The following is a 16855-nucleotide window of genomic DNA, read 5'->3' as shown; positions in this document are numbered from 1 at the left end:
GCTTTACCGCAGACGCACGACCCGAATGGCTGGTTCCGCTGAAGAGGCTGGTGGGACCAGCCATGGTCTGGTAAGTGCGCGATTGGCCTGGTCAGGGCATGAGGTATGCCGCTGCCGAAGTGATGGTGTGACCCGGGCAGGACGTCCTGCCCAAGATCATCGTTGTGGGACGTCCTGCGGCGGCTTCATCGGCGACGTACTCGCGCTCGCTCGGCTGCCCGTCTCGTACTGGACCCGGAACGGACCGGAACATCGACGGACGGTAGTTGATCCATCACGGTTGAACTCCCCCAGCAGTCAAACATTCACTCAGCGGGCATTGTGCCTTCCCTGTGGCGCGCTGGGCAAAAAAAGTTCCCGACCGGCCATGCCGGGCGGGAACTTTTATCGGTTCGTGACCTGAACTCAGCCGGTCGCCAGCACCTTGAGCCTGTCGTAGCTGCCGTTGAACGAGTTCTGATCGATGGGTGTCGAGGTGTACTGCCAGAAGGTGTGGAAGCTCCACCCGTTGGGCAGTGTTCCCACGGAGGACGAGTACCGCGCCACCCACAGCGGAACCGTGTTGCCGAAGCTCTGCGCCGTGCCGACGCATTGGTTCCACCAGTTCGTCGACGTGTAGATGACGGGGTAACGGCCGGTGCGGCTGTGATAGGTGTCGTGGAAGTCGCGAATCCACGCCGCCATGCTCGACTTGCTCTTGCCGTAACAGGTCGAGCCGTAGGGGTTGTACTCCATGTCCAGCGCGCCGGGAAGAGTCTTGCCGTCCTTCGACCATCCGCCGCCGTTGTCGACGAAGTAATTCGCCTGTGCCGCACCGGAAGAACGGTCTGGCAGTGCGAAGTGGTATGCCCCCCTGATCATGCCGACGTTGTAGGACCCGTTGTACTGCTGGGCGAAATACGGGTTCTTGTATCCCGTTCCCTCTGTCGCCTTGACGAAGGCGAACCGTTTGCCCTGCCCCCACCAGTGATTCCAGTCGACGTTCTGCTGATGACCGCTGACGTCGATGCCGGGCACCGTTGCCGTGGCGCGATAGTCGTCGGTGCTGTTTGCCTGTGGCCGCAACGCTTGCCCCCTCGTTTCCTCCGTGGACTCATCGCCTTCGACCCTGGCGATTTGCGAGCCCATCGGATGGTCGTAGGTCTCGACGTAGCTGTCCGTCGGCATGCCGTCGACGTACTGGGGCGCCGCGTCGGGCGCCTGCGGTGACGCCGTCGCCGGGGTCAGTGTGCCGAGCAGGAGCACACTGGCCGAACCGACGGCGACGGCGGCGACCAACCGCCGCCAGATTCTTCGTCCGGTGGACATGGGAGTTTCCCTTCACGAATCACATTGCCCTCGCTGTGAGCGGTGACTGCGGGCAGTAGCCGCTCGGGCGTTGATTGTTATCTGAGGATGCCGGGTTTGTCACTAGTTGGCGTGAAATACCCGCAATAAGTGGGTGATTTGCGGGTTAATTCGAATGGGTGGTGACTGTGAAAATCACTTTCGCCATCACTCGCCGGCGAGCTTGGAGAGCTGGGCATTGCCGCCGTTGAAGGAGTTCTGATCACCGGGCAGTTTTCCGGAATCCGAGAACTGCCAGATGGTCTGCGCCTGCCAACCGGAAGGAAGCGGTCCGATCTCGGGGGCATACCTGGCGAGCCACAACGGGTTCGTCGTCCCGAAGTCGGGGCTGTCGCCGGTGCATTTCTTCCACCAGCCCGTGCTGGTGTAGATCACGGGTGCTCTTCCCGTCGCCGCCGCGTAGCTACGCGAGAAGTCCTTGATCCAGGCGACCATCGCCGAAGGGCTCTTGCCGTAGCAGGCGTCGCCCTTGGGGCTGTACTCCATGTCGAGCGCGCCGGGCAGGGTGCGGCCGTCGGCGCTCCAGCCCCCGCCGTTCTCGACGAAGTACCGGGCCTGCTCGGCGCCGCCGGAGACGTCCGGCCTCGCGAAGTGGTAGGCGCCCCTGATCAGACCGGCGTCGTAGGCGCCGTCGTACTGGTCGTTGAAGGTGTCGCTGCGGTACCCGGTTCCCTCGGTCGCCTTCACGTAGACGAACTTCGCTCCCGCCGAAGCCGACGCCTTCCAATCGACCTTCCCCTGCCAGCTGCTGACGTCGTGACCGAGAACGTTCGCTCCCTCCGCGACAGCGTCCTTCGGTGTGCCGTCGACGCCCTCGACCCTCGCGATCTGTGAGCCCGCGTTGCGTTCCGCCGCGCCCTCGTAGTCGTCGTCAGCCGCAGCGGCGTGGCCAGCCGAAAGCAGCGAGCCGACAACGGTCGCGGCAAGACCAAAGCAGACAAGGGAATTTCGCTTTTTCACATTGACTCCCGACCTCGGTTCGTCTCGGTCGGGGCCGTGCCCCCGAAAAGAGCCGTGCCGAAATCAGCGCGATGAGCGCGGCCGGACCCCGCCCCGCACTCCCGCGCCTCACCTGCGAGAGGTCAGGCAGTCCGCCCCATTCATCCGCGCGTTCGGCGACCCGCGTCCCGAGGAGACATTGCCCCACGCGTCACAATGCCCCCAGGAATTGACAAACGCGATTCGGGTGTCACCCGAAAGGATTGCTTGTCACCCGTTCTCGCGACGAGGTCAGTTCTCCTGGCGAAGCGCGCGTTCGAGGTGGTCGGCGGGAATCACCGCGGTGACCACGTCGTGCGGGTTGATCGTGAGCGCGTGACCGGCAAGCAGCCCGACGATGTCCTTGCCGAGTACGGCGCGGGCATGCGGCCATTCAGGGGGAACGAGAGACTTCGCGGTATAGGCGGGAACGAGCACCCTGCCGTCGCTGTTGTGGAAACCGATCACGGTCCTTTGCACGGGCGACATCGCGTACACGAAGAGCGTGGCGCCGAGTACGACCGAGGGAAGGTCCTCTGCGGGCCGGTGCTTGGTCCGTACCAGTTGCAGCATTCGTTCGAGTTCGTTGGCAGGCTCGGGAAAACCGAGCGCCTTCGGCGAGGGACGATAGCGATCGTTGGGATGGAAGTCCTCGACGACCTCACCGTTGCCGTTGACGGGATAGGCGCCGACGACCGCCCACGAGGGAACCCTGCCGTTGGGGTCGAACGCTTCGTCGATGACGTAAAGCCAGCTGTTCGGATTTGCCCTCGCGTTGGCCCGCATCTCGCGGGTGATCCTTGGCTTCCGGTGGACCGACGGTTCGTTGGGTACGAGCCGGTCCGCTTCATCCCGCTGCGCCATAGTGCATCCCCGCGTAGTGCTGTGCGTTCGTCTCCTCGCTCACTCTACTGTTGCCACATGTCAGCAGCCCGGCCCATCGATCCAGCAGAGTTGCGTGCCGCCGTCGCCGAGGTTTCGGCCTGGTTGACCGGAAACGCCCCCGAACCGGACCGGCGGCGACTGGCCTCCGCGGTGCGGTTGAGCCTTCGCGCCCTCGCGGCCGACGCGCCCGGTCGCAGCGTCGAGGTGCGAGTGCCTCCGTTCGCCGCCGTGCAATGCGTCGAAGGGCCCCGGCACACGAGGGGAACGCCGCCCAACGTCGTCGAGACGGACCCGCGCACCTGGCTGGAACTCGCCACCGGCCGTCTACAGTGGAAAGACGCGCTCACGCAAGGAAAGGTCAGCGCGTCGGGAACCCGCGCCGACCTTTCCCACTGGTTGCCGATCGTCCGGATCGAACCCTGACGGCGGTCCGGCTACGGCTTGCGGCCGATGCCGCCCGCGATGCAGTGCTGTACCTGGTTCAGTTCCTTGAGCCGAGGTCCGTCCGGCCACCAGTCAGCGCACCTGATCACGCCAGGCTCGATCATGTCGAGTCCGTCGAACAGTTCCTCGATCTGCGCCTTGGTACGGAAGGTGCCCGAACCCATCATGCTGTGCCGGAACACCTCCTCCATCTTCCGCGCGACGGAACTGTGCTCGTTTTCCGGATCGAGGAAGTGGCTGATCGCGACGTAGGAACCGGAGGGAAGCGCGTCGATGTACTCCCTCATGATCCTGGCCGGGTCGTCCTGGTCGCCCTCGTAGTGGTGCAGGGTTCCCGCCTGCAGGAAGCCGATGGGCTTGGAGAAGTCGAGGTGATCGCGAACCGTCGGGTTCTCCATGATCTCCTGCGGTTTGAAGATGTCGAGCGCCACGAAGTGGGTGTTCTCGTTTTCTTCGAGCAGGGCGCGACCGTGGGCGAGTACGACGGGGTCGTTGTCGATGTAGACGACGGTGGCCTCTGGCGTGAGCCGCTGTACGACCTGGTGGGTGTTCTCCGCGGTCGGGAGCCCTGAACCACAGTCGAGATACTGAGTGAGCCCGGTCTGCTGCGCGAGGAAGCGACAGGCTCTGATCAGGAAACCGCGATTCTCGATCGCGAGGTCCTGCGCCTCCGGCGCCGCTTTCTGGACCTTGTGGAACACCTCGCGGTCGATCGCGTAATTGTCCTTGCCGCCGAGGAAGGCGTCATAGACGCGGGCGATGCTTGCCCTGTTCGGGTCGACTCCGACAGGGACGCGTTCTGACTGGGGAACGGGGGCAGACATTGTGGAACCTCACAGCCCAGGAGTGGATAACGCGGATCCACGTAGAGTAGGGGTTTGTGCCCTGGGGGTAAACGGCGGTGTCAAGGCCGATCGGCTCACCTTGACTGTCCGGTGACGCGGTGTACTTTGAGTGGTCGGGCAGTTTCCTCGGGTACGATGACGCGTCTTCAATGAGTAGTCCGTGGCGTCCGAAGGCGCCGGTTGTCAGTGGCGAGAGGGTTGAATCCGGGACATGGCCGCGGTGGATCGCACGGCAGGGGACCAGGTCGCTGGTCCTACCGCACGGCGGATGATCCTCGGAGCGCAGCTTCGCAGGCTCAGGGAGCACGCGAGCATCACCCGCGCCGATGCCGGGTACCACATCAGGGCTTCCGAATCGAAGATCAGCCGACTCGAACTCGGCAGGGTCGGTTTCAAGGACAGGGACGTCGCCGATCTGCTGACGCTCTACGGAATCGGCGACACCGCCGAGCGCGAGCAGTTCCTCGGCATGGTCAAGGAGTCGAACAACCCCGGCTGGTGGCAGAAGTTCAACGACTACATGCCGAAGTGGTTCGACGACTATGTCGGGCTCGAAGAGGCCGCTGCCCGGATCCAGACCTACGAGTTGCAGTTCATCCCTGGTCTGTTGCAGACGGAGGACTACGCGAGGGCGATCATCACCCACGGTCTTCCCGAGACGGCGAACGAGACCGCCGAGGGCAGGATCGCGCTGCGGATGCGCAGGCAGAAGCTGCTGCACCGGCCGGGAGCTCCCCGATTGTGGGCCGTCATCGACGAGTCCGTGCTCTACCGTCCGCTCGGCGGGGCCGCGGTGCACAGGGCTCAGCTCGACCAGTTGCTCGAACTGACGTTGTTGCCGCACATCTCGGTGCAGGTGGTGCCCTACGCCCGTAGTGGATACGCGGCCGAGGGTGCGTTCACGCTGCTTCGCTTCTCGGAGCCGGAGCTGCCGAACATCGCCTACATCGAGCACATCGCGGGCGGCCTCTACCTCGACCGGCCCGACGAGATCGAGCGCATCGGCCGGTCACTGGACCGCCTGGCCGTCGATGCCGAGACACCGGATCGGTCGCGGCAGATGATCACCAAGCTACGTGCGGAGTTCTGACCAGGGGTTTTCCTGGCGCAACTGAAAGTCGTTCCTGATTGTCGATTCATGGTCAGCATCTCGTGAACTTGTATCTGCACGTGCATTCACACCTGCACTGGCACGTGCTACCGTGGCTGCACAATTCAATGCACGTGCAGATGCATCCTCCGAAAGTGTAAGTCGGGAAGGTGAGGATCATGGCGGAGACGATTCGCAACGGCATCTCTGCGGACCTGCTCGCGGACGCGACCTGGCGTAAAAGTACGTACAGCGGTGCGACGGGCAACTGTGTCGAGGTAGCCACAATGACAGACGGCTCGATTGCGGTGCGAAACTCCCGTGATCCACACGGTCCTGCGCTCATCTATACGCAGCAAGAGATCGCAGCTTTCCTCGCGGGAGCCAAGGACGGCGAATTCGATGATGTGGTCGCGTGAAACAACGACGGTCGAGGATGTGCTCGGCCGGCTGATCAAGCAGGGTTACCGCTTCGTGCACCCTCGCAACGCCGATGGCGAGATCGTCACGATCGTCGGCGTTCGTGCGCACGGTGACGTGATCGACGTCGTGCGCCTCGACGCCGAGGACGACGTCACCGCGATGCGGATGCCCGGTGACGAAGCCGATGTCCTCGAACCGAAGCGCGTCTTGTGGCGCCGGTCGGGAGCAATGGACTCGGTTGTCGGCGACCTGCTCGAACTGTCCGATGAAGACCATGCGACGCGGAGCCCCGCGCGTTCAGGCGGTTGCTGGGTCTCCGGCTCAGGTGGTCGTGCCAAATGGCTCATGGCGACAGCCTGAGCGCTAGATCACCGAGTCGGGCCGCCTCCGGCCACCTACACTGGAGGCGGCCCGTTCTCGTACTCAGGGGAGCCTCTCGGTGCACACCGATCAGACGTCCACCGGAGCAGCCATCGGCGATGAGCCGGAAGCCGAACCGCGCGAGGAGTGCGGAGTATTCGGTGTATGGGCGCCCGGCGAAGACGTCGCGAAACTGACCTATTACGGCCTGTACGCACTACAGCACCGTGGGCAGGAAGCCGCCGGAATCTCGGTGTCCGACGGCAAACAGATCGTCGTCTTCAAAGACCTCGGCCTCGTCAGCCAGGTGTTCGACGAGCAGGTGCTGTCCTCGTTGCAGGGACACATCGCCGTCGGCCACTGCCGCTACTCGACGACGGGAGGGGGAAGCTGGGAGAACGCCCAGCCCACCTTCCGGACCACAGCCGCGGGAACTGGGCTTTCCCTCGGTCACAACGGAAACCTCGTCAATACGCACGAGCTGCACGAACGCGCCCGCGCGCTCGGCGTCCTCGACAAGAACGGGGCGACGACCGACTCGGATCTGATCTGCGGGCTGCTCGCGGCGGCGGCAGCCGACAAGGGCATCGAGGCTGCCTCGCTGGAGCTGCTGCCGACCTTCCAAGGCGCGTTCTGTCTCACCTTCGCCGACGAGAACACCCTGTACGCGGCTCGCGACCGGCACGGAGTGCGTCCGCTGGTGCTCGGCAGGCTCGAACGCGGCTGGGTCGTCGCGAGCGAGACGGCGGCGCTCGACATCGTCGGTGCTTCCTTCGTGCGCGAGGTCGAGCCTGGTGAACTCATCGCGATCGACGAGGGCGGCCTGCGTTCCTCCCGGTTCGGGAACCCTGAGCCGAAGGGCTGCATCTTCGAATACGTCTACCTCGCGCGTCCCGACACCAGCATCGCGGGCCGCAGCGTGCACGCGACGAGGGTCGAGATCGGCAGGCGGCTCGCCGACGAACACCCCGTCGAAGCCGACCTCGTCATCCCGGTCCCCGAATCGGGAACTCCCGCCGCCATCGGATACGCGCAGGCCTCCGGTATCCCTTACGGCTCAGGTCTCGTGAAGAACGGTTACGTGGGGCGGACCTTCATCCAGCCTTCGCAGACCATCCGGCAACTCGGAATCCGGCTCAAACTCAACCCGTTGCGCGAGGTCATTCGCGGTAAGCGGCTCGTCGTCGTCGACGATTCGATCGTGCGCGGCAACACCCAGCGGGCGCTCGTCAGGATGTTGCGCGAATCCGGCGCGCTCGAAGTTCACGTCAGGATCGCGTCGCCTCCCGTGCGCTGGCCGTGCTTCTACGGGATCGATTTCGCGTCGAGGGCAGAGCTTGTCGCCAACGGCGCCGACGTGGACGGCATCCGCCATTCCATCGGAGCGGATTCGCTCGGCTACGTCTCGCTCGAAGGGCTCGTCGCCGCTTCCGAACAGCCGAGCTCCCGGCTGTGCGCCGCGTGTTTCGACGGCGAGTATCCGATCGCGCTTCCCGACGAAGCGTTGATCGGAAAACACCTGCTGGAGAGCATCACCGGAGGTAACGCCTCCACTGCTGCCGCCCTCCCTGTCACCTCGGCGGGGTACGGTGCCGAGGATGCCGTACGGCGTCCTTAGCCGTGTCACGTCTTGAGGATGGAGTCCGCTTCGTGAGCGAGTCCACGAGCGCTACGTATGCCGCAGCCGGGGTCGACATCGACGCCGGTGACAAGGCGGTCGAGCTGCTCAAACCACATGCCGCCCGCGCGACCCGACCAGAGGTGGTCGGCGGCGTCGGCGGGTTCGCGGGGCTTTTCTCGCTGAAGCCGGGGCGCTGGAAGGAGCCGTTGCTCGCGTCGTCGACCGACGGCGTCGGCACCAAAATCGCGGTCGCCCAAGCGTTGGACAAGCACGACACGGTCGGCATCGACCTGGTCGCGATGGTCGTCGACGACCTCGTGGTGACCGGTGCGGAGCCGCTGTTCCTCCAGGACTACATCGCGGTCGGCAAGGTCGTTCCCGAAAAGGTCGCCGCCATCGTGTCCGGCATCGCGGAAGGCTGCGTGCGCGCGGGCTGCGCGTTGCTCGGTGGGGAAACCGCCGAGCATCCCGGCATGATGGGCGAGCACGAGTACGACATCTCGGCGACCGGTATCGGCGTCGTCGAAGCCGCCGACGTGCTGGGGCCCGAACAGGTGCGGCCTGGTGACGTCGTGCTCGGGCTCGGTTCGAGTGGTCTGCACTCCAACGGGTTCTCGCTCGCGCGGCGGGTGCTGCTCGACATCGCCCGCATGCCGCTGGAAGGGCACGTCGAGGAGTTCGGCCGCACGCTCGGCGAGGAAATGCTCGAACCGACCAGCATCTACGCGAAGGACTGCCTCGCGCTTGCCGCCGAAGCCGACGTCAGGACGTTCGCCCACGTCACGGGTGGTGGCCTCGCCGAAAACCTCGCGCGGGTCATGCCGAGGGGGCTCGTCGCGCACCTCGAACGCAGCACCTGGACTCCCGCCGCGGTGTTCGCGCTCATCGCGCAGCGCGGTCGCGTCGAACGCGAGGAGATGGAACGCACCTTCAACATGGGTGTCGGCATGGTCGCGATCTGTTCACCGGAAGACGTCGATCGGGCGCTCGCGGTACTGACGGCCAGGCACGTGCCTGCCTGGGTGCTCGGCGAGGTCAGGCCGACGGAGGACACGGAAGGCCCTCGTGCCGTGCTGACCGGTGACCACCCCAGGTTCTGATCTCCGGATCACCGCGCGGTTCGTCATCCCGGATGGCGAGCTGGCTGAACGGTTCTCGCGGTCGTCCGGCCCGGGAGGCCAGGGGGTCAACACGACGTCGTCGCGGGTCGAACTGTCCTTCGACGTCGCCCGATCCCCCGCCGTCCCCGAGGACCTGCGTCCCCGGTTGCTCGCAAGGCTCGCGGGCAGGCTGACCGCAGGAGTGCTCACCATCGCGGCGAGCGAACATCGCGCGCAGTTGGCGAACAGGGAGGCGGCGAGGCAACGGCTCGCCGCCACCCTGCGGAATGCCGCCGCTCCGCCTCCCCGCAAACGCAGGCCCACAAAGCCGACAAGGGGTTCGCAGGAGCGGCGGTTGGCGAGCAAGAAGCGCCGAGGAGACGTCAAGAAGCGCAGGGGCAGGCCCGCCGACGAGTAGCACGTTCCCCGGATGCTCACTGCCGCCAGTGGTATTGCCGCTCCGGCCTGCCGGTACCGCCGTAGCGGAGCTTGACCTCCGCTCTTCCGGTGCTGACGAAGTGTTCGAGGTAGCGGCGGGAGCTCGGCCTCGACAGTTCGGTCACCGTCGCGCATTCCGTCGCCGAGAGCCCGTCGGGGTGGTCGCGTAGCGCATCCCTCACCAGGTCCGCGGTTTGCTGCGTGAGTCCTTTCGGCAGCGAACCGGTGCCGCGTGGCCGGGAAGCGAAGACGTCGTCGACGTCCTGCTGCGCGGGTGCGCCGCCCGCCGACAACCGCGCCAGCTTCTCGTGCAGCGAGCCGACGTGTTCCAGCTGATCGCGAAGGGCCGCGTAGGAGAAGGGTTTGATCAGATAGTGCAGTGCGCCTCCACGCATCGCGCCCCGGATCGTATGTGCGTCTCTCGCGGCCGTGATGACGATGACGTCAGTGTCTACTGTGGATTGATCGGCGCGTAGTTCGCGCAAGACGGAGATTCCGTCGATGTCCGGGAGATAGATGTCGAGCAATACGAGGTCGGGTGCGAGTTCGCGAACGCAGCGAAGCGCGTCGGCTCCGGTGTGCGCCGTGCCGACGACGGTGAATCCCGCTGTCCGCTCGACGTAGCCACTGTGGACCTTCGCGACCATGAAGTCGTCATCGACGACGAGCACCCTGATCATCTCGACACCTTCGCGCGTACCGGCACGATCGGCAAGACCGCGGTGAACACCGCGCCGTCGGCGTTGTGCACGTCGACGGTACCGCCTCTGCGACGGCACGTCTGCCTTGTCAACGCGAGGCCAAGACCTCGGGAACCGCCTCGCTCGGCCGTCTTCGTCGTGAACCCGTGCGCGAACACCTCCGTCGCCAGTTCGGGAGCGACACCGGGACCGGAATCCCTGACCACGACGGAAATTGCCGCCGCGTCGGCGACGATGCCCACCTCGATCCAGTTGTCGCCGTCCGCTCCTCGTAGCGCGTCGAGCGCGTTGTCGACGAGGTTGCCGACGACGGTCACCAGGTCTGCCGAGAGTTGCTCGGCGACATCGCCGAGCGTGCTCTCGTCGGTCAGCCGCATGCCGACTCCCTGCTCGGCCGCGAGGCTCGCCTTCGCGATCAGCAGCGCGGCCACGGCCGGATCGCTGATCCGCGCGCTGACCTGCTCGTGCCATTCGTCGTGTGCCCTGCTCACCAGGTTGACGTAGCTGCGGGCCTCGTCGTATTCGCCGAGTTCGATCAGTCCGGCGATGGTGTGCAGCCGGTTGGTGAACTCGTGTGCCTGCGCGCGCAGCGTGTCGGTCGTGCGCGAGGCCGCGGCGAGTTCCTCCCTCAGCGCGATCAGTTCGGTGCGATCCCGCAGGGTGACCACCGAGCCCAGCTCGCGGCCTTCCCTCGCGATCGGCATCCTGTTCATGACCAGGACCCTTCCCGCGCGCAACACGATCTGGTCCGCGCCGCTGGCCTTGCCGGTCAGCACGTCGCGTAGCCGCTCGTTGACGTCGAGGTCGTCCACCCCGGTGCCGACACTGTCCTCCGGGAGTGCGAGCAGTTCGCTCGCGTGATCGTTCACGAGCGTGATCCGGTGGTGCTGGTCGAGGCCGAGTACTCCTTCCTTGATGCCGTGAAGCAGCGCCTCCCTGTGCTCGACGAGCCCGGTGATCTCTCTCGGTTCGAGTCCGAGTGTCTGCCGTTTGACCCGCCAGGAAAGGAAGAGCGAGCCCGCGACGCCGAGTACGGTGGCGATGCCGATCAGCGCGAGCGCGTCGGAGGGCCGATTGGCCGCGCCCTCGAAGAACCCCGGCGTCGCCTTTCCCGCCGCCACGATGCCGAGTACGTCGCCGCCGTCGTCGAGAACGGGGACGTGGGCCACCAGCGAATCGTCGAGAACTCCCACCCAGGAACGGCCGTGGGAGACGGTGGACTCGCCCAGTGTCAGCGTCGTGCGCAACTGTGAGGGGTCTTGCGAGGCGAGCACTCGCTTCGAGGGATCGGCTATCACCACGTAGTCGGCGCCGGAGAGGCTGCGTGCTCCCTCGGCGAAACTCGCGAGCGGGTCCCTGTTGACGGGGTGCGCGAGGCTCACCCGAACCCCAGGCGTCGCGGCCACGTTCTCGGCGACCGAGAGCAGCTTGCGTCCCTCGCTGTCGGTGAACGTCTTGTTCGACTGCATCACCGAGAATCCGGTGACACAGCCGAGCAGCGCGAACACGATGACAAGTTGCCAGCCGAGCAACTGTCTCGCCAGTGATCCCTTGCCGCCCACGGCCATCACTATGACACCAGGCGAGGCCCGATCCGCCGGCCGAAGGCGTGACCACAAAGAACACAAGTACCGATACGTCCGCAACGACGACATCGGCGCCACGGCGGTGCACCATGTGCACCGATCACAGTGAGGTGGCGATGAAGAATCCAAAGACCTGGCTGGCGGTGCTCGGGGCGGCGCTGCTGGTATTGCTCGTGCCCCCGCTCGTCGGAGCGGGAGGTGACGAGACCGGCACCCAGATCCGTGGACTGCGGGTCATGGTGCCCAACACGCCCGGCGGCGGCTACGACATCACGGCTCGTACCGCGGTGAAAGCCGTCGAGGACAACAATCTCAACGGAACGACCGAGGTCTTCAACCTTCCAGGAGCCGGAGGAACGGTCGGTCTCGGCAGGCTCGTCAACGAGCGGGGAAACGGCAAGCTCGCGATGTCGATGGGACTCGGCGTCGTCGGCTCGGTGTACACCAACTCCTCTCCCGCTTCTCTCCAGGACACGACGCCGATCGCGAAGCTCACCGAGGAAGCCGACATCATCGTCGTGAGCAAGGACTCGCCTTACCAGACGATCGAGCAGTTGCTCGACGACTGGAAGGCGAACCCCGGCGGGCTTCCGGTCGGCGGGGGCTCTTCGCCGGGCGGTCCCGACCATCTCGCGCCGATGCTCACGGCCAAGGCCATCGGGCTCTCGCCGCGCGAGGTCAACTACGTGTCCTTCGACGGCGGCGGTGAGCTGATGGCCTCCGTGCTCGGCGGAAAGGTCGCCTTCGGCGTTTCCGGCATCGGGGAGACCCGCGACCAGATCGAAGCCGGTGAACTGAGGGCGCTCGCGGTCACCAGCCCGGAACGCGTGGAGGGCATCGACGCGCCGACTCTCCAGGAGTCCGGTGTGGACGTCAGCTTCACCAACTGGCGGGGCATCGTCGCTCCACCAGGACTGTCCGAACGCGACCGCGAGAAGCTGATCACGTTGTTCACGAACCTGCACGGCACCGAGCAGTGGCAGGAAGCGTTGCGGCTCAACGGCTGGAGCGACGCTTTCCAGGTCGGCGACGAGTTCGGCGCGTTTCTCGCCGCCGAGAACGACAGGGTCGCAGGCGTGCTGAGGGAGTTGGGGCTGGCATGAGTTCCCCATCTGCCGTCGCCGAACAAGCCGAAGTGCCGAAGCCAAGCTGGTGGCGCTCGCATTCCGAACTGGGCGTGTGCGTTTTCCTGCTCGCGCTCGGCGTATTGGTGCTCACCAACGCGCTGACGATCCCGAGTGACTTCACCCAGCGTGGACCGCTGGGACCGAAGGCCGTTCCCGTTCTCGTCGGTTCGCTGCTGATGCTGGTCGCGTTGCTGCTCGCCCGCGAGGTGCTGCGGGGAGGGAAGGCCCAGGCGGAGGGCGGAGAGGACATCGACCTCTCGACGCCCGCCGACTGGCGGACCGTACTCGTTCTCTCCGGTGCTTTTCTCGCCAACGCCGCGTTGATCGACTTCGTCGGCTTTCCCATTTCCTCAGCGGTCATGTTCTGGGGCGCGGCCTACGCGCTCGGCAGCCGCAACACCGTGCGCGATCCGCTCATCGCGGCGGTTCTCTCGGTGGGCACCTGGCTTGCCTTCAACGAATTGCTCGGTGTCCCGCTGCCAGGCGGCCCGCTGATGGGGGTGTTCTGAGCCGTGGACCTCTCGAACCTGCTCGACGGATTCGCGACCGCGCTGACTCCTTCGCATTTGCTGTTCGCCGCGATCGGCGTACTGCTGGGGACGGCGATCGGGGTCCTTCCCGGCATCGGCCCCGCGATGGCCGTCGCTCTGCTGCTCCCCGTCACCTACGGACTCGACCCCACCGGCGCGTTCATCATGTTCGCCGGGATCTACTTCGGTGGCATGTTCGGAGGATCGACGACCTCGATCCTGCTCAACACGCCCGGTGAGAGCGCGGCTGTCGTCGTCGCGATCGAGGGCAACAAGATGGCGAAGGCGGGAAGGGGCGCGCAGGCACTCGCCGCGGCGGCCATCGGTCACTTCATCGGCGGGCTCATCGGCATCACCCTGTTGATCCTGCTCGCACCGGTCATCGCGAGCTATGCGGTCAACATCGGGGCTCCCGATTACTTCGCGTTCATGGTGCTCGCGTTCGTCGCGACCTCGACGGTGCTCGGCAGTTCGCGGCTACGTGGGTTCGCCTCGCTGTTGATCGGTCTCACGATCGGACTCGTCGGGCTCGACCAGCTCACCGGCCAGGCGCGGCTGACGTTCGGCTCACTGCATCTGGCCGACGGCATCGACGTCGTGATCGTCGCGGTCGGGTTGTTCGCGGTCGGTGAATCGCTGTGGGTCGCCGCGCACCTGCGGCAGACGATGGAGAAACCGATTCCCGTCGGGAGGCCGTGGCTCGGGCGCGACGACGTGCGCAGGGCGTGGAAGCCGTGGCTGCGCGGCCCGTTCATCGGCTTCCCGTTCGGGGCGATCCCTGCCGGTGGCGCCGACATGACGACCTTTCTGTCCTACGTCACCGAGAAGAAGCTGTCCAAACGCAAGGACCAGTGGGGCAAGGGCGCCATCGAAGGTGTCGCGGGACCGGAGGCGACGTCGACGGCGACGGCGGCGGGCACGATGGTGACGATGCTGACGCTCGGGTTGCCGACGACAGCGGTCGCCGCCGTCATGCTCGCGGCCTTCCAGCAGTACGGCATCCAGCCGGGGCCGCTGCTGTTCGAAAGGGAATCGGGGCTGGTGTGGGCGCTGATCGCGAGCCTGCCTATCGGGTTGCTCTTCCTGCTGGTGATCAACCTGCCGATGGCTCCGGTGTGGGCGAAGCTGCTGCGCATCCCAAGACCGTACCTCTACGCGGGCATCCTGCTGTTCGCCAGCGTCGGTGCCTACGCGGTCGGCGGAGAAGTGCTCGACCTGATCATCCTGTTCGCCATCGGTGTGCTCGGTTTCGCGATGCGCAGGTACGGCCTTCCGGTGCTGCCCGCCATCATCGGCGTGATCCTCGGCCCGGCCGCCGAGTTGCAGATGCGGCGGGCACTACAGATCAGTGACGGCAACCTGACCGGGCTGATCAACTCGCCGATCGCGGTGACGATCTACGTGATCATCGCGGTGCTGCTCGCCTGGCCGTTGGTCCGCAAGGTCCTGCCAGGCGGTCGGCGCGAGGACAAGCAGGACAAGATCGACGCCTGATCGTCAGCCCGCGAGCCGCAGGCACTCGGCGAGCACCCGTTGCAGATGAACACCTCGGTGGACATCGCAGGGGTGCCGCCGGGTGCCGCTCGCGATCATGGCGGCGAAGTCGTCGAGCAACGCGGTGTAGGCCTCGCTCTCGGACGTCCGCTTCCTGACCAGGGTGCGAAGACCGGCGTCGCCGTAGACGCTGAACTCGACCGCCGTCGGGGTGATCGGCAGCCGAGTCGAGAGCGCGGCCGTGCTCGTCGCGCCACCATCGTGCTCGAAGAGCACATGCCACAGGTCGTCGGAAGAGCGCTCGGCTGCCAAGACCGTGGTGATCTCGCCGAGCGCGGCGTCGAGCAGGTCGAACGTATGTGGGCCGATGTCGGCGAGCGCTCCCTCCGCGTGCCGCCACGGCGAGTTCCCGTACCGGTCCCCGAGCAGGGCGCCGGACAGCCAGCGCCCGTTGCCGCCTTTCCAGCCGCCGTCCTCGGCGAGTCCGGCAAGCCACTCCCTCGCCTGCATCGTGTAGCGCAGGGTCAGCATGATGAGCGAGGCCACTTCCGCCTCATCGACGGCATGGGCGAGTCGTTCCGCCTGCTCAACGCTTGTTGCCAGTGGCTTTTCCAGGATCAGGTGCTTGCCCGCTTTCGCGGCGAGCGGTGCGAGTTCGGCCTGCACGGCGGGCGGGACGGCGAAGGCGACGGCGTCGACCCCGCCGAGCAGGTCGTCGAACGTCGAGCACGCGGTCGTACAGTGCTGCTCGGCCAGTTCGGCAGCCGCTTCCGGTCGCCGAGCCCACACGGCGCTCAAGATGGTGCCTGGGTGGTCGGCGATGCCTGGCGCGTGCACTTGCCGTGCCCACGTTCCCGCCCCGACCACGCCGACTCGAAGCTGCGTATCCACGCCCGCAGCCTAGGGCCGCGCGTGCCGCCCTGCGTGCTCCGGCTCAGCTCACTCGTAGCTGTAGAAGCCCCGGCCCGTCTTCTTGCCGAGCAGGCCCGCGTCGACCATGCGCAGCAACAGCGGCGGCGACGAGTACAGCGGTTCCTTGAATTCCGCGTACATCGAGTCGGCGATGGCCTTGACCGTGTCGAGCCCGATCAGGTCGGCCAGCCGCAGCGGGCCCATCGGGTGCGCGGTGCCCTTCTCCATGCCGTTGTCGATGTCCTCGGCCGAGGCGAACCCCGACTCGAACATCCTGATCGCGGACAACAGGTAGGGAACGAGCAGTGCGTTGACGATGAAGCCCGCCCTGTCCTGCGAGCGGATCACCGTCTTGCCCAGTGCCTCTGACACGTGCGCGTCGGCGCGGGCGATGGTCTTGTCGCTGGTCAGCAGCGAGGGGACGAGCTCGACGAGCGGGAGCACCGGTACCGGGTTGAAAAAGTGGATGCCGACCACCTGCTGTGGGCGGCTGGTCGCCATACCGAGTTTCATGATCGGGATGGACGAGGTGTTCGAGGCGAGGATGGCGTCGTCCCGCTCGATGACCTTGTCGAGCGAGCTGAATACATCGACCTTGGCCTGCTCCTGTTCGAGCACGGCCTCGACGACGAGGTCGCGGTCGGCGAAGGCCCCGATGTCCGTGGTGAAGGTGATCCGGCCGAGTGCCGCTTCCGCGTCCTCCGTGGCGAGCTTCCCGCTCCGCACACCGCGTTGCAGCGATTTGTCGATACGGGCCTTGCCCGCGTCGAGTGCCGCCTGGCTGACCTCCGTGACGAGCACGTCGATTCCAGCCCTGGCATGCACCTCGGCGATACCGGAACCCATGAGGCCGGCTCCGACAACGCCGACGCGTTGAATGTCAGGCACCATCTCTCCTCGTCCCGCGGCCGACGGCGTCGTCAGTCGCGTTTGGCAGCGCGCGGAACACGAGGGTGGGACTCGGCTTTCGCCGG

The 16855-nt window shown here is 66.0% G+C and carries 18 protein-coding genes; 10 read left to right on the top strand and 8 right to left on the bottom strand.

The genetic code is table 11. The features are described from left to right. Positions 1 to 405 precede the first annotated feature (405 nt). The 3 genes from BAY61_RS30740 to BAY61_RS30730 form a co-directional block, all read right to left on the bottom strand. Positions 406 to 1308, bottom strand: coding sequence for a lysozyme (locus BAY61_RS30740; RefSeq protein WP_091805815.1), 903 nt, complete (start codon positions 1306 to 1308; stop codon positions 406 to 408). Between the two features lie 186 nt (positions 1309 to 1494). Further along, positions 1495 to 2307 (bottom strand): lysozyme, encoded by an 813-nt coding sequence (locus BAY61_RS30735; RefSeq protein ID WP_091805812.1) that lies wholly within the window; start codon positions 2305 to 2307, stop codon positions 1495 to 1497. 270 nt (positions 2308 to 2577) lie between these two features. Continuing rightward, positions 2578 to 3189 (bottom strand): type VII secretion system-associated protein, encoded by a 612-nt coding sequence (locus tag BAY61_RS30730; RefSeq protein ID WP_091805810.1) that lies wholly within the window; start codon positions 3187 to 3189, stop codon positions 2578 to 2580. A gap of 57 nt (positions 3190 to 3246) precedes the next feature. On the opposite strand from BAY61_RS30730, the gene BAY61_RS30725 reads away from it, so the two are divergent. Then, on the top strand, positions 3247 to 3633 hold the full coding sequence (locus tag BAY61_RS30725; RefSeq protein WP_091805807.1) for a sterol carrier family protein: 387 nt from the start codon (positions 3247 to 3249) through the stop codon (positions 3631 to 3633). An 11-nt stretch (positions 3634 to 3644) separates the two neighbouring features. Here BAY61_RS30725 and BAY61_RS30720 read toward each other — a convergent pair whose 3' ends face one another. Further along, positions 3645 to 4478, bottom strand: coding sequence for an SAM-dependent methyltransferase (locus BAY61_RS30720; RefSeq protein ID WP_091805804.1), 834 nt, complete (start codon positions 4476 to 4478; stop codon positions 3645 to 3647). A gap of 232 nt (positions 4479 to 4710) precedes the next feature. Here BAY61_RS30720 and BAY61_RS30715 point away from each other — a divergent pair, with 232 nt between their 5' ends. The 6 genes from BAY61_RS30715 to arfB all read left to right on the top strand — a co-directional run bounded on the left by BAY61_RS30715 (position 4711) and on the right by arfB (position 9511). After that, the gene (locus tag BAY61_RS30715; RefSeq protein ID WP_091805801.1) at positions 4711 to 5589 is read left to right on the top strand and encodes a helix-turn-helix domain-containing protein; all 879 of its coding nucleotides are present in this window, start codon (positions 4711 to 4713) and stop codon (positions 5587 to 5589) included. Positions 5590 to 5768: 179 nt separating this feature from the next. Then, the gene (locus tag BAY61_RS30710; protein ID WP_091805798.1) at positions 5769 to 6008 is read left to right on the top strand and encodes a DUF397 domain-containing protein; all 240 of its coding nucleotides are present in this window, start codon (positions 5769 to 5771) and stop codon (positions 6006 to 6008) included. Next, complete coding sequence (locus BAY61_RS30705; protein ID WP_420848810.1) at positions 5992 to 6372, top strand: hypothetical protein; 381 nt, start codon at positions 5992 to 5994, stop codon at positions 6370 to 6372. The genes BAY61_RS30710 and BAY61_RS30705 overlap by 17 nt, the downstream gene beginning before the upstream one ends. Positions 6373 to 6451: 79 nt before the next feature. Further along, positions 6452 to 7990 (top strand): amidophosphoribosyltransferase, encoded by a 1539-nt coding sequence (gene purF / locus BAY61_RS30700; protein WP_091805791.1) that lies wholly within the window; start codon positions 6452 to 6454, stop codon positions 7988 to 7990. A gap of 32 nt (positions 7991 to 8022) precedes the next feature. Further along, positions 8023 to 9093: a phosphoribosylformylglycinamidine cyclo-ligase gene (purM, locus tag BAY61_RS30695; protein WP_091805788.1), complete on the top strand. Its 1071-nt coding sequence runs from the start codon at positions 8023 to 8025 to the stop codon at positions 9091 to 9093. Continuing rightward, positions 9074 to 9511, top strand: a complete 438-nt coding sequence (gene arfB / locus BAY61_RS30690) for an alternative ribosome rescue aminoacyl-tRNA hydrolase ArfB (RefSeq protein ID WP_091805785.1) — start codon at positions 9074 to 9076, stop codon at positions 9509 to 9511. The genes purM and arfB overlap by 20 nt, the downstream gene beginning before the upstream one ends. 16 nt (positions 9512 to 9527) lie before the next feature. Here arfB and BAY61_RS30685 read toward each other — a convergent pair whose 3' ends face one another. Both BAY61_RS30685 and BAY61_RS30680 read right to left on the bottom strand, forming a co-directional pair. Then, positions 9528 to 10211 carry a response regulator gene (locus BAY61_RS30685; RefSeq protein ID WP_091805782.1) on the bottom strand — a complete coding sequence of 228 codons (684 nt, stop codon included), beginning with the start codon at positions 10209 to 10211 and terminating at the stop codon, positions 9528 to 9530. Next, positions 10208 to 11794 (bottom strand): sensor histidine kinase, encoded by a 1587-nt coding sequence (locus tag BAY61_RS30680; protein WP_091806546.1) that lies wholly within the window; start codon positions 11792 to 11794, stop codon positions 10208 to 10210. The genes BAY61_RS30685 and BAY61_RS30680 overlap by 4 nt, the downstream gene beginning before the upstream one ends. 140 nt (positions 11795 to 11934) lie before the next feature. On the opposite strand from BAY61_RS30680, the gene BAY61_RS30675 reads away from it, so the two are divergent. The 3 genes from BAY61_RS30675 to BAY61_RS30665 are packed head-to-tail and all read left to right on the top strand — an operon-like array spanning position 11935 to position 14969. Then, a complete protein-coding gene (locus BAY61_RS30675) occupies positions 11935 to 12921 on the top strand; it encodes a Bug family tripartite tricarboxylate transporter substrate binding protein (protein ID WP_091806549.1) in 987 nt (328 codons plus the stop codon). Then, positions 12918 to 13454 (top strand): tripartite tricarboxylate transporter TctB family protein, encoded by a 537-nt coding sequence (locus BAY61_RS30670; RefSeq protein ID WP_091805780.1) that lies wholly within the window; start codon positions 12918 to 12920, stop codon positions 13452 to 13454. Before BAY61_RS30675 ends, BAY61_RS30670 begins: the two co-directional genes overlap by 4 nt. A 3-nt stretch (positions 13455 to 13457) precedes the next feature. After that, on the top strand, positions 13458 to 14969 hold the full coding sequence (locus BAY61_RS30665) for a tripartite tricarboxylate transporter permease (protein ID WP_091805778.1): 1512 nt from the start codon (positions 13458 to 13460) through the stop codon (positions 14967 to 14969). Between the two features lie 3 nt (positions 14970 to 14972). On the opposite strand, the gene BAY61_RS30660 is transcribed toward BAY61_RS30665, so the two are convergent. Together BAY61_RS30660 and BAY61_RS30655 are read right to left on the bottom strand one after the other, a co-directional pair. Beyond that, positions 14973 to 15860: a Gfo/Idh/MocA family protein gene (locus BAY61_RS30660; RefSeq protein ID WP_091805775.1), complete on the bottom strand. Its 888-nt coding sequence runs from the start codon at positions 15858 to 15860 to the stop codon at positions 14973 to 14975. Between the two features lie 48 nt (positions 15861 to 15908). Next, positions 15909 to 16769 carry a 3-hydroxybutyryl-CoA dehydrogenase gene (locus BAY61_RS30655; RefSeq protein WP_275935815.1) on the bottom strand — a complete coding sequence of 287 codons (861 nt, stop codon included), beginning with the start codon at positions 16767 to 16769 and terminating at the stop codon, positions 15909 to 15911. Positions 16770 to 16855: the final 86 nt, after the last annotated feature.

Source organism: Prauserella marina, from assembly GCF_002240355.1.
In the GTDB taxonomy this organism is placed as follows: Bacteria; Actinomycetota; Actinomycetes; order Mycobacteriales; family Pseudonocardiaceae; genus Prauserella_A; species Prauserella_A marina.
Note: the sequence above shows the minus strand (reverse complement) of the source record. Positions and strands in the feature narration are given on the sequence as shown.

Bases quoted from the DNA above. Each gene is read 5' to 3' on its own strand.
- BAY61_RS30685 (WP_091805782.1), bottom strand. From the start codon at position 10,211: ATGATCAGGGTGCTCGTCGTCGATGACGACTTCATGGTCGCGAAGGTC.
- BAY61_RS30670 (WP_091805780.1), top strand. From the start codon at position 12,918: ATGAGTTCCCCATCTGCCGTCGCCGAACAAGCCGAAGTGCCGAAGCCA.
- BAY61_RS30720 (WP_091805804.1), bottom strand. From the start codon at position 4,478: ATGTCTGCCCCCGTTCCCCAGTCAGAACGCGTCCCTGTCGGAGTCGAC.
- BAY61_RS30730 (WP_091805810.1), bottom strand. From the start codon at position 3,189: ATGGCGCAGCGGGATGAAGCGGACCGGCTCGTACCCAACGAACCGTCG.
- BAY61_RS30710 (WP_091805798.1), top strand. From the start codon at position 5,769: ATGGCGGAGACGATTCGCAACGGCATCTCTGCGGACCTGCTCGCGGAC.
- BAY61_RS30740 (WP_091805815.1), bottom strand. From the start codon at position 1,308: ATGTCCACCGGACGAAGAATCTGGCGGCGGTTGGTCGCCGCCGTCGCC.
- BAY61_RS30725 (WP_091805807.1), top strand. From the start codon at position 3,247: ATGTCAGCAGCCCGGCCCATCGATCCAGCAGAGTTGCGTGCCGCCGTC.
- BAY61_RS30715 (WP_091805801.1), top strand. From the start codon at position 4,711: ATGGCCGCGGTGGATCGCACGGCAGGGGACCAGGTCGCTGGTCCTACC.
- BAY61_RS30705 (WP_420848810.1), top strand. From the start codon at position 5,992: ATGATGTGGTCGCGTGAAACAACGACGGTCGAGGATGTGCTCGGCCGG.
- BAY61_RS30675 (WP_091806549.1), top strand. From the start codon at position 11,935: ATGAAGAATCCAAAGACCTGGCTGGCGGTGCTCGGGGCGGCGCTGCTG.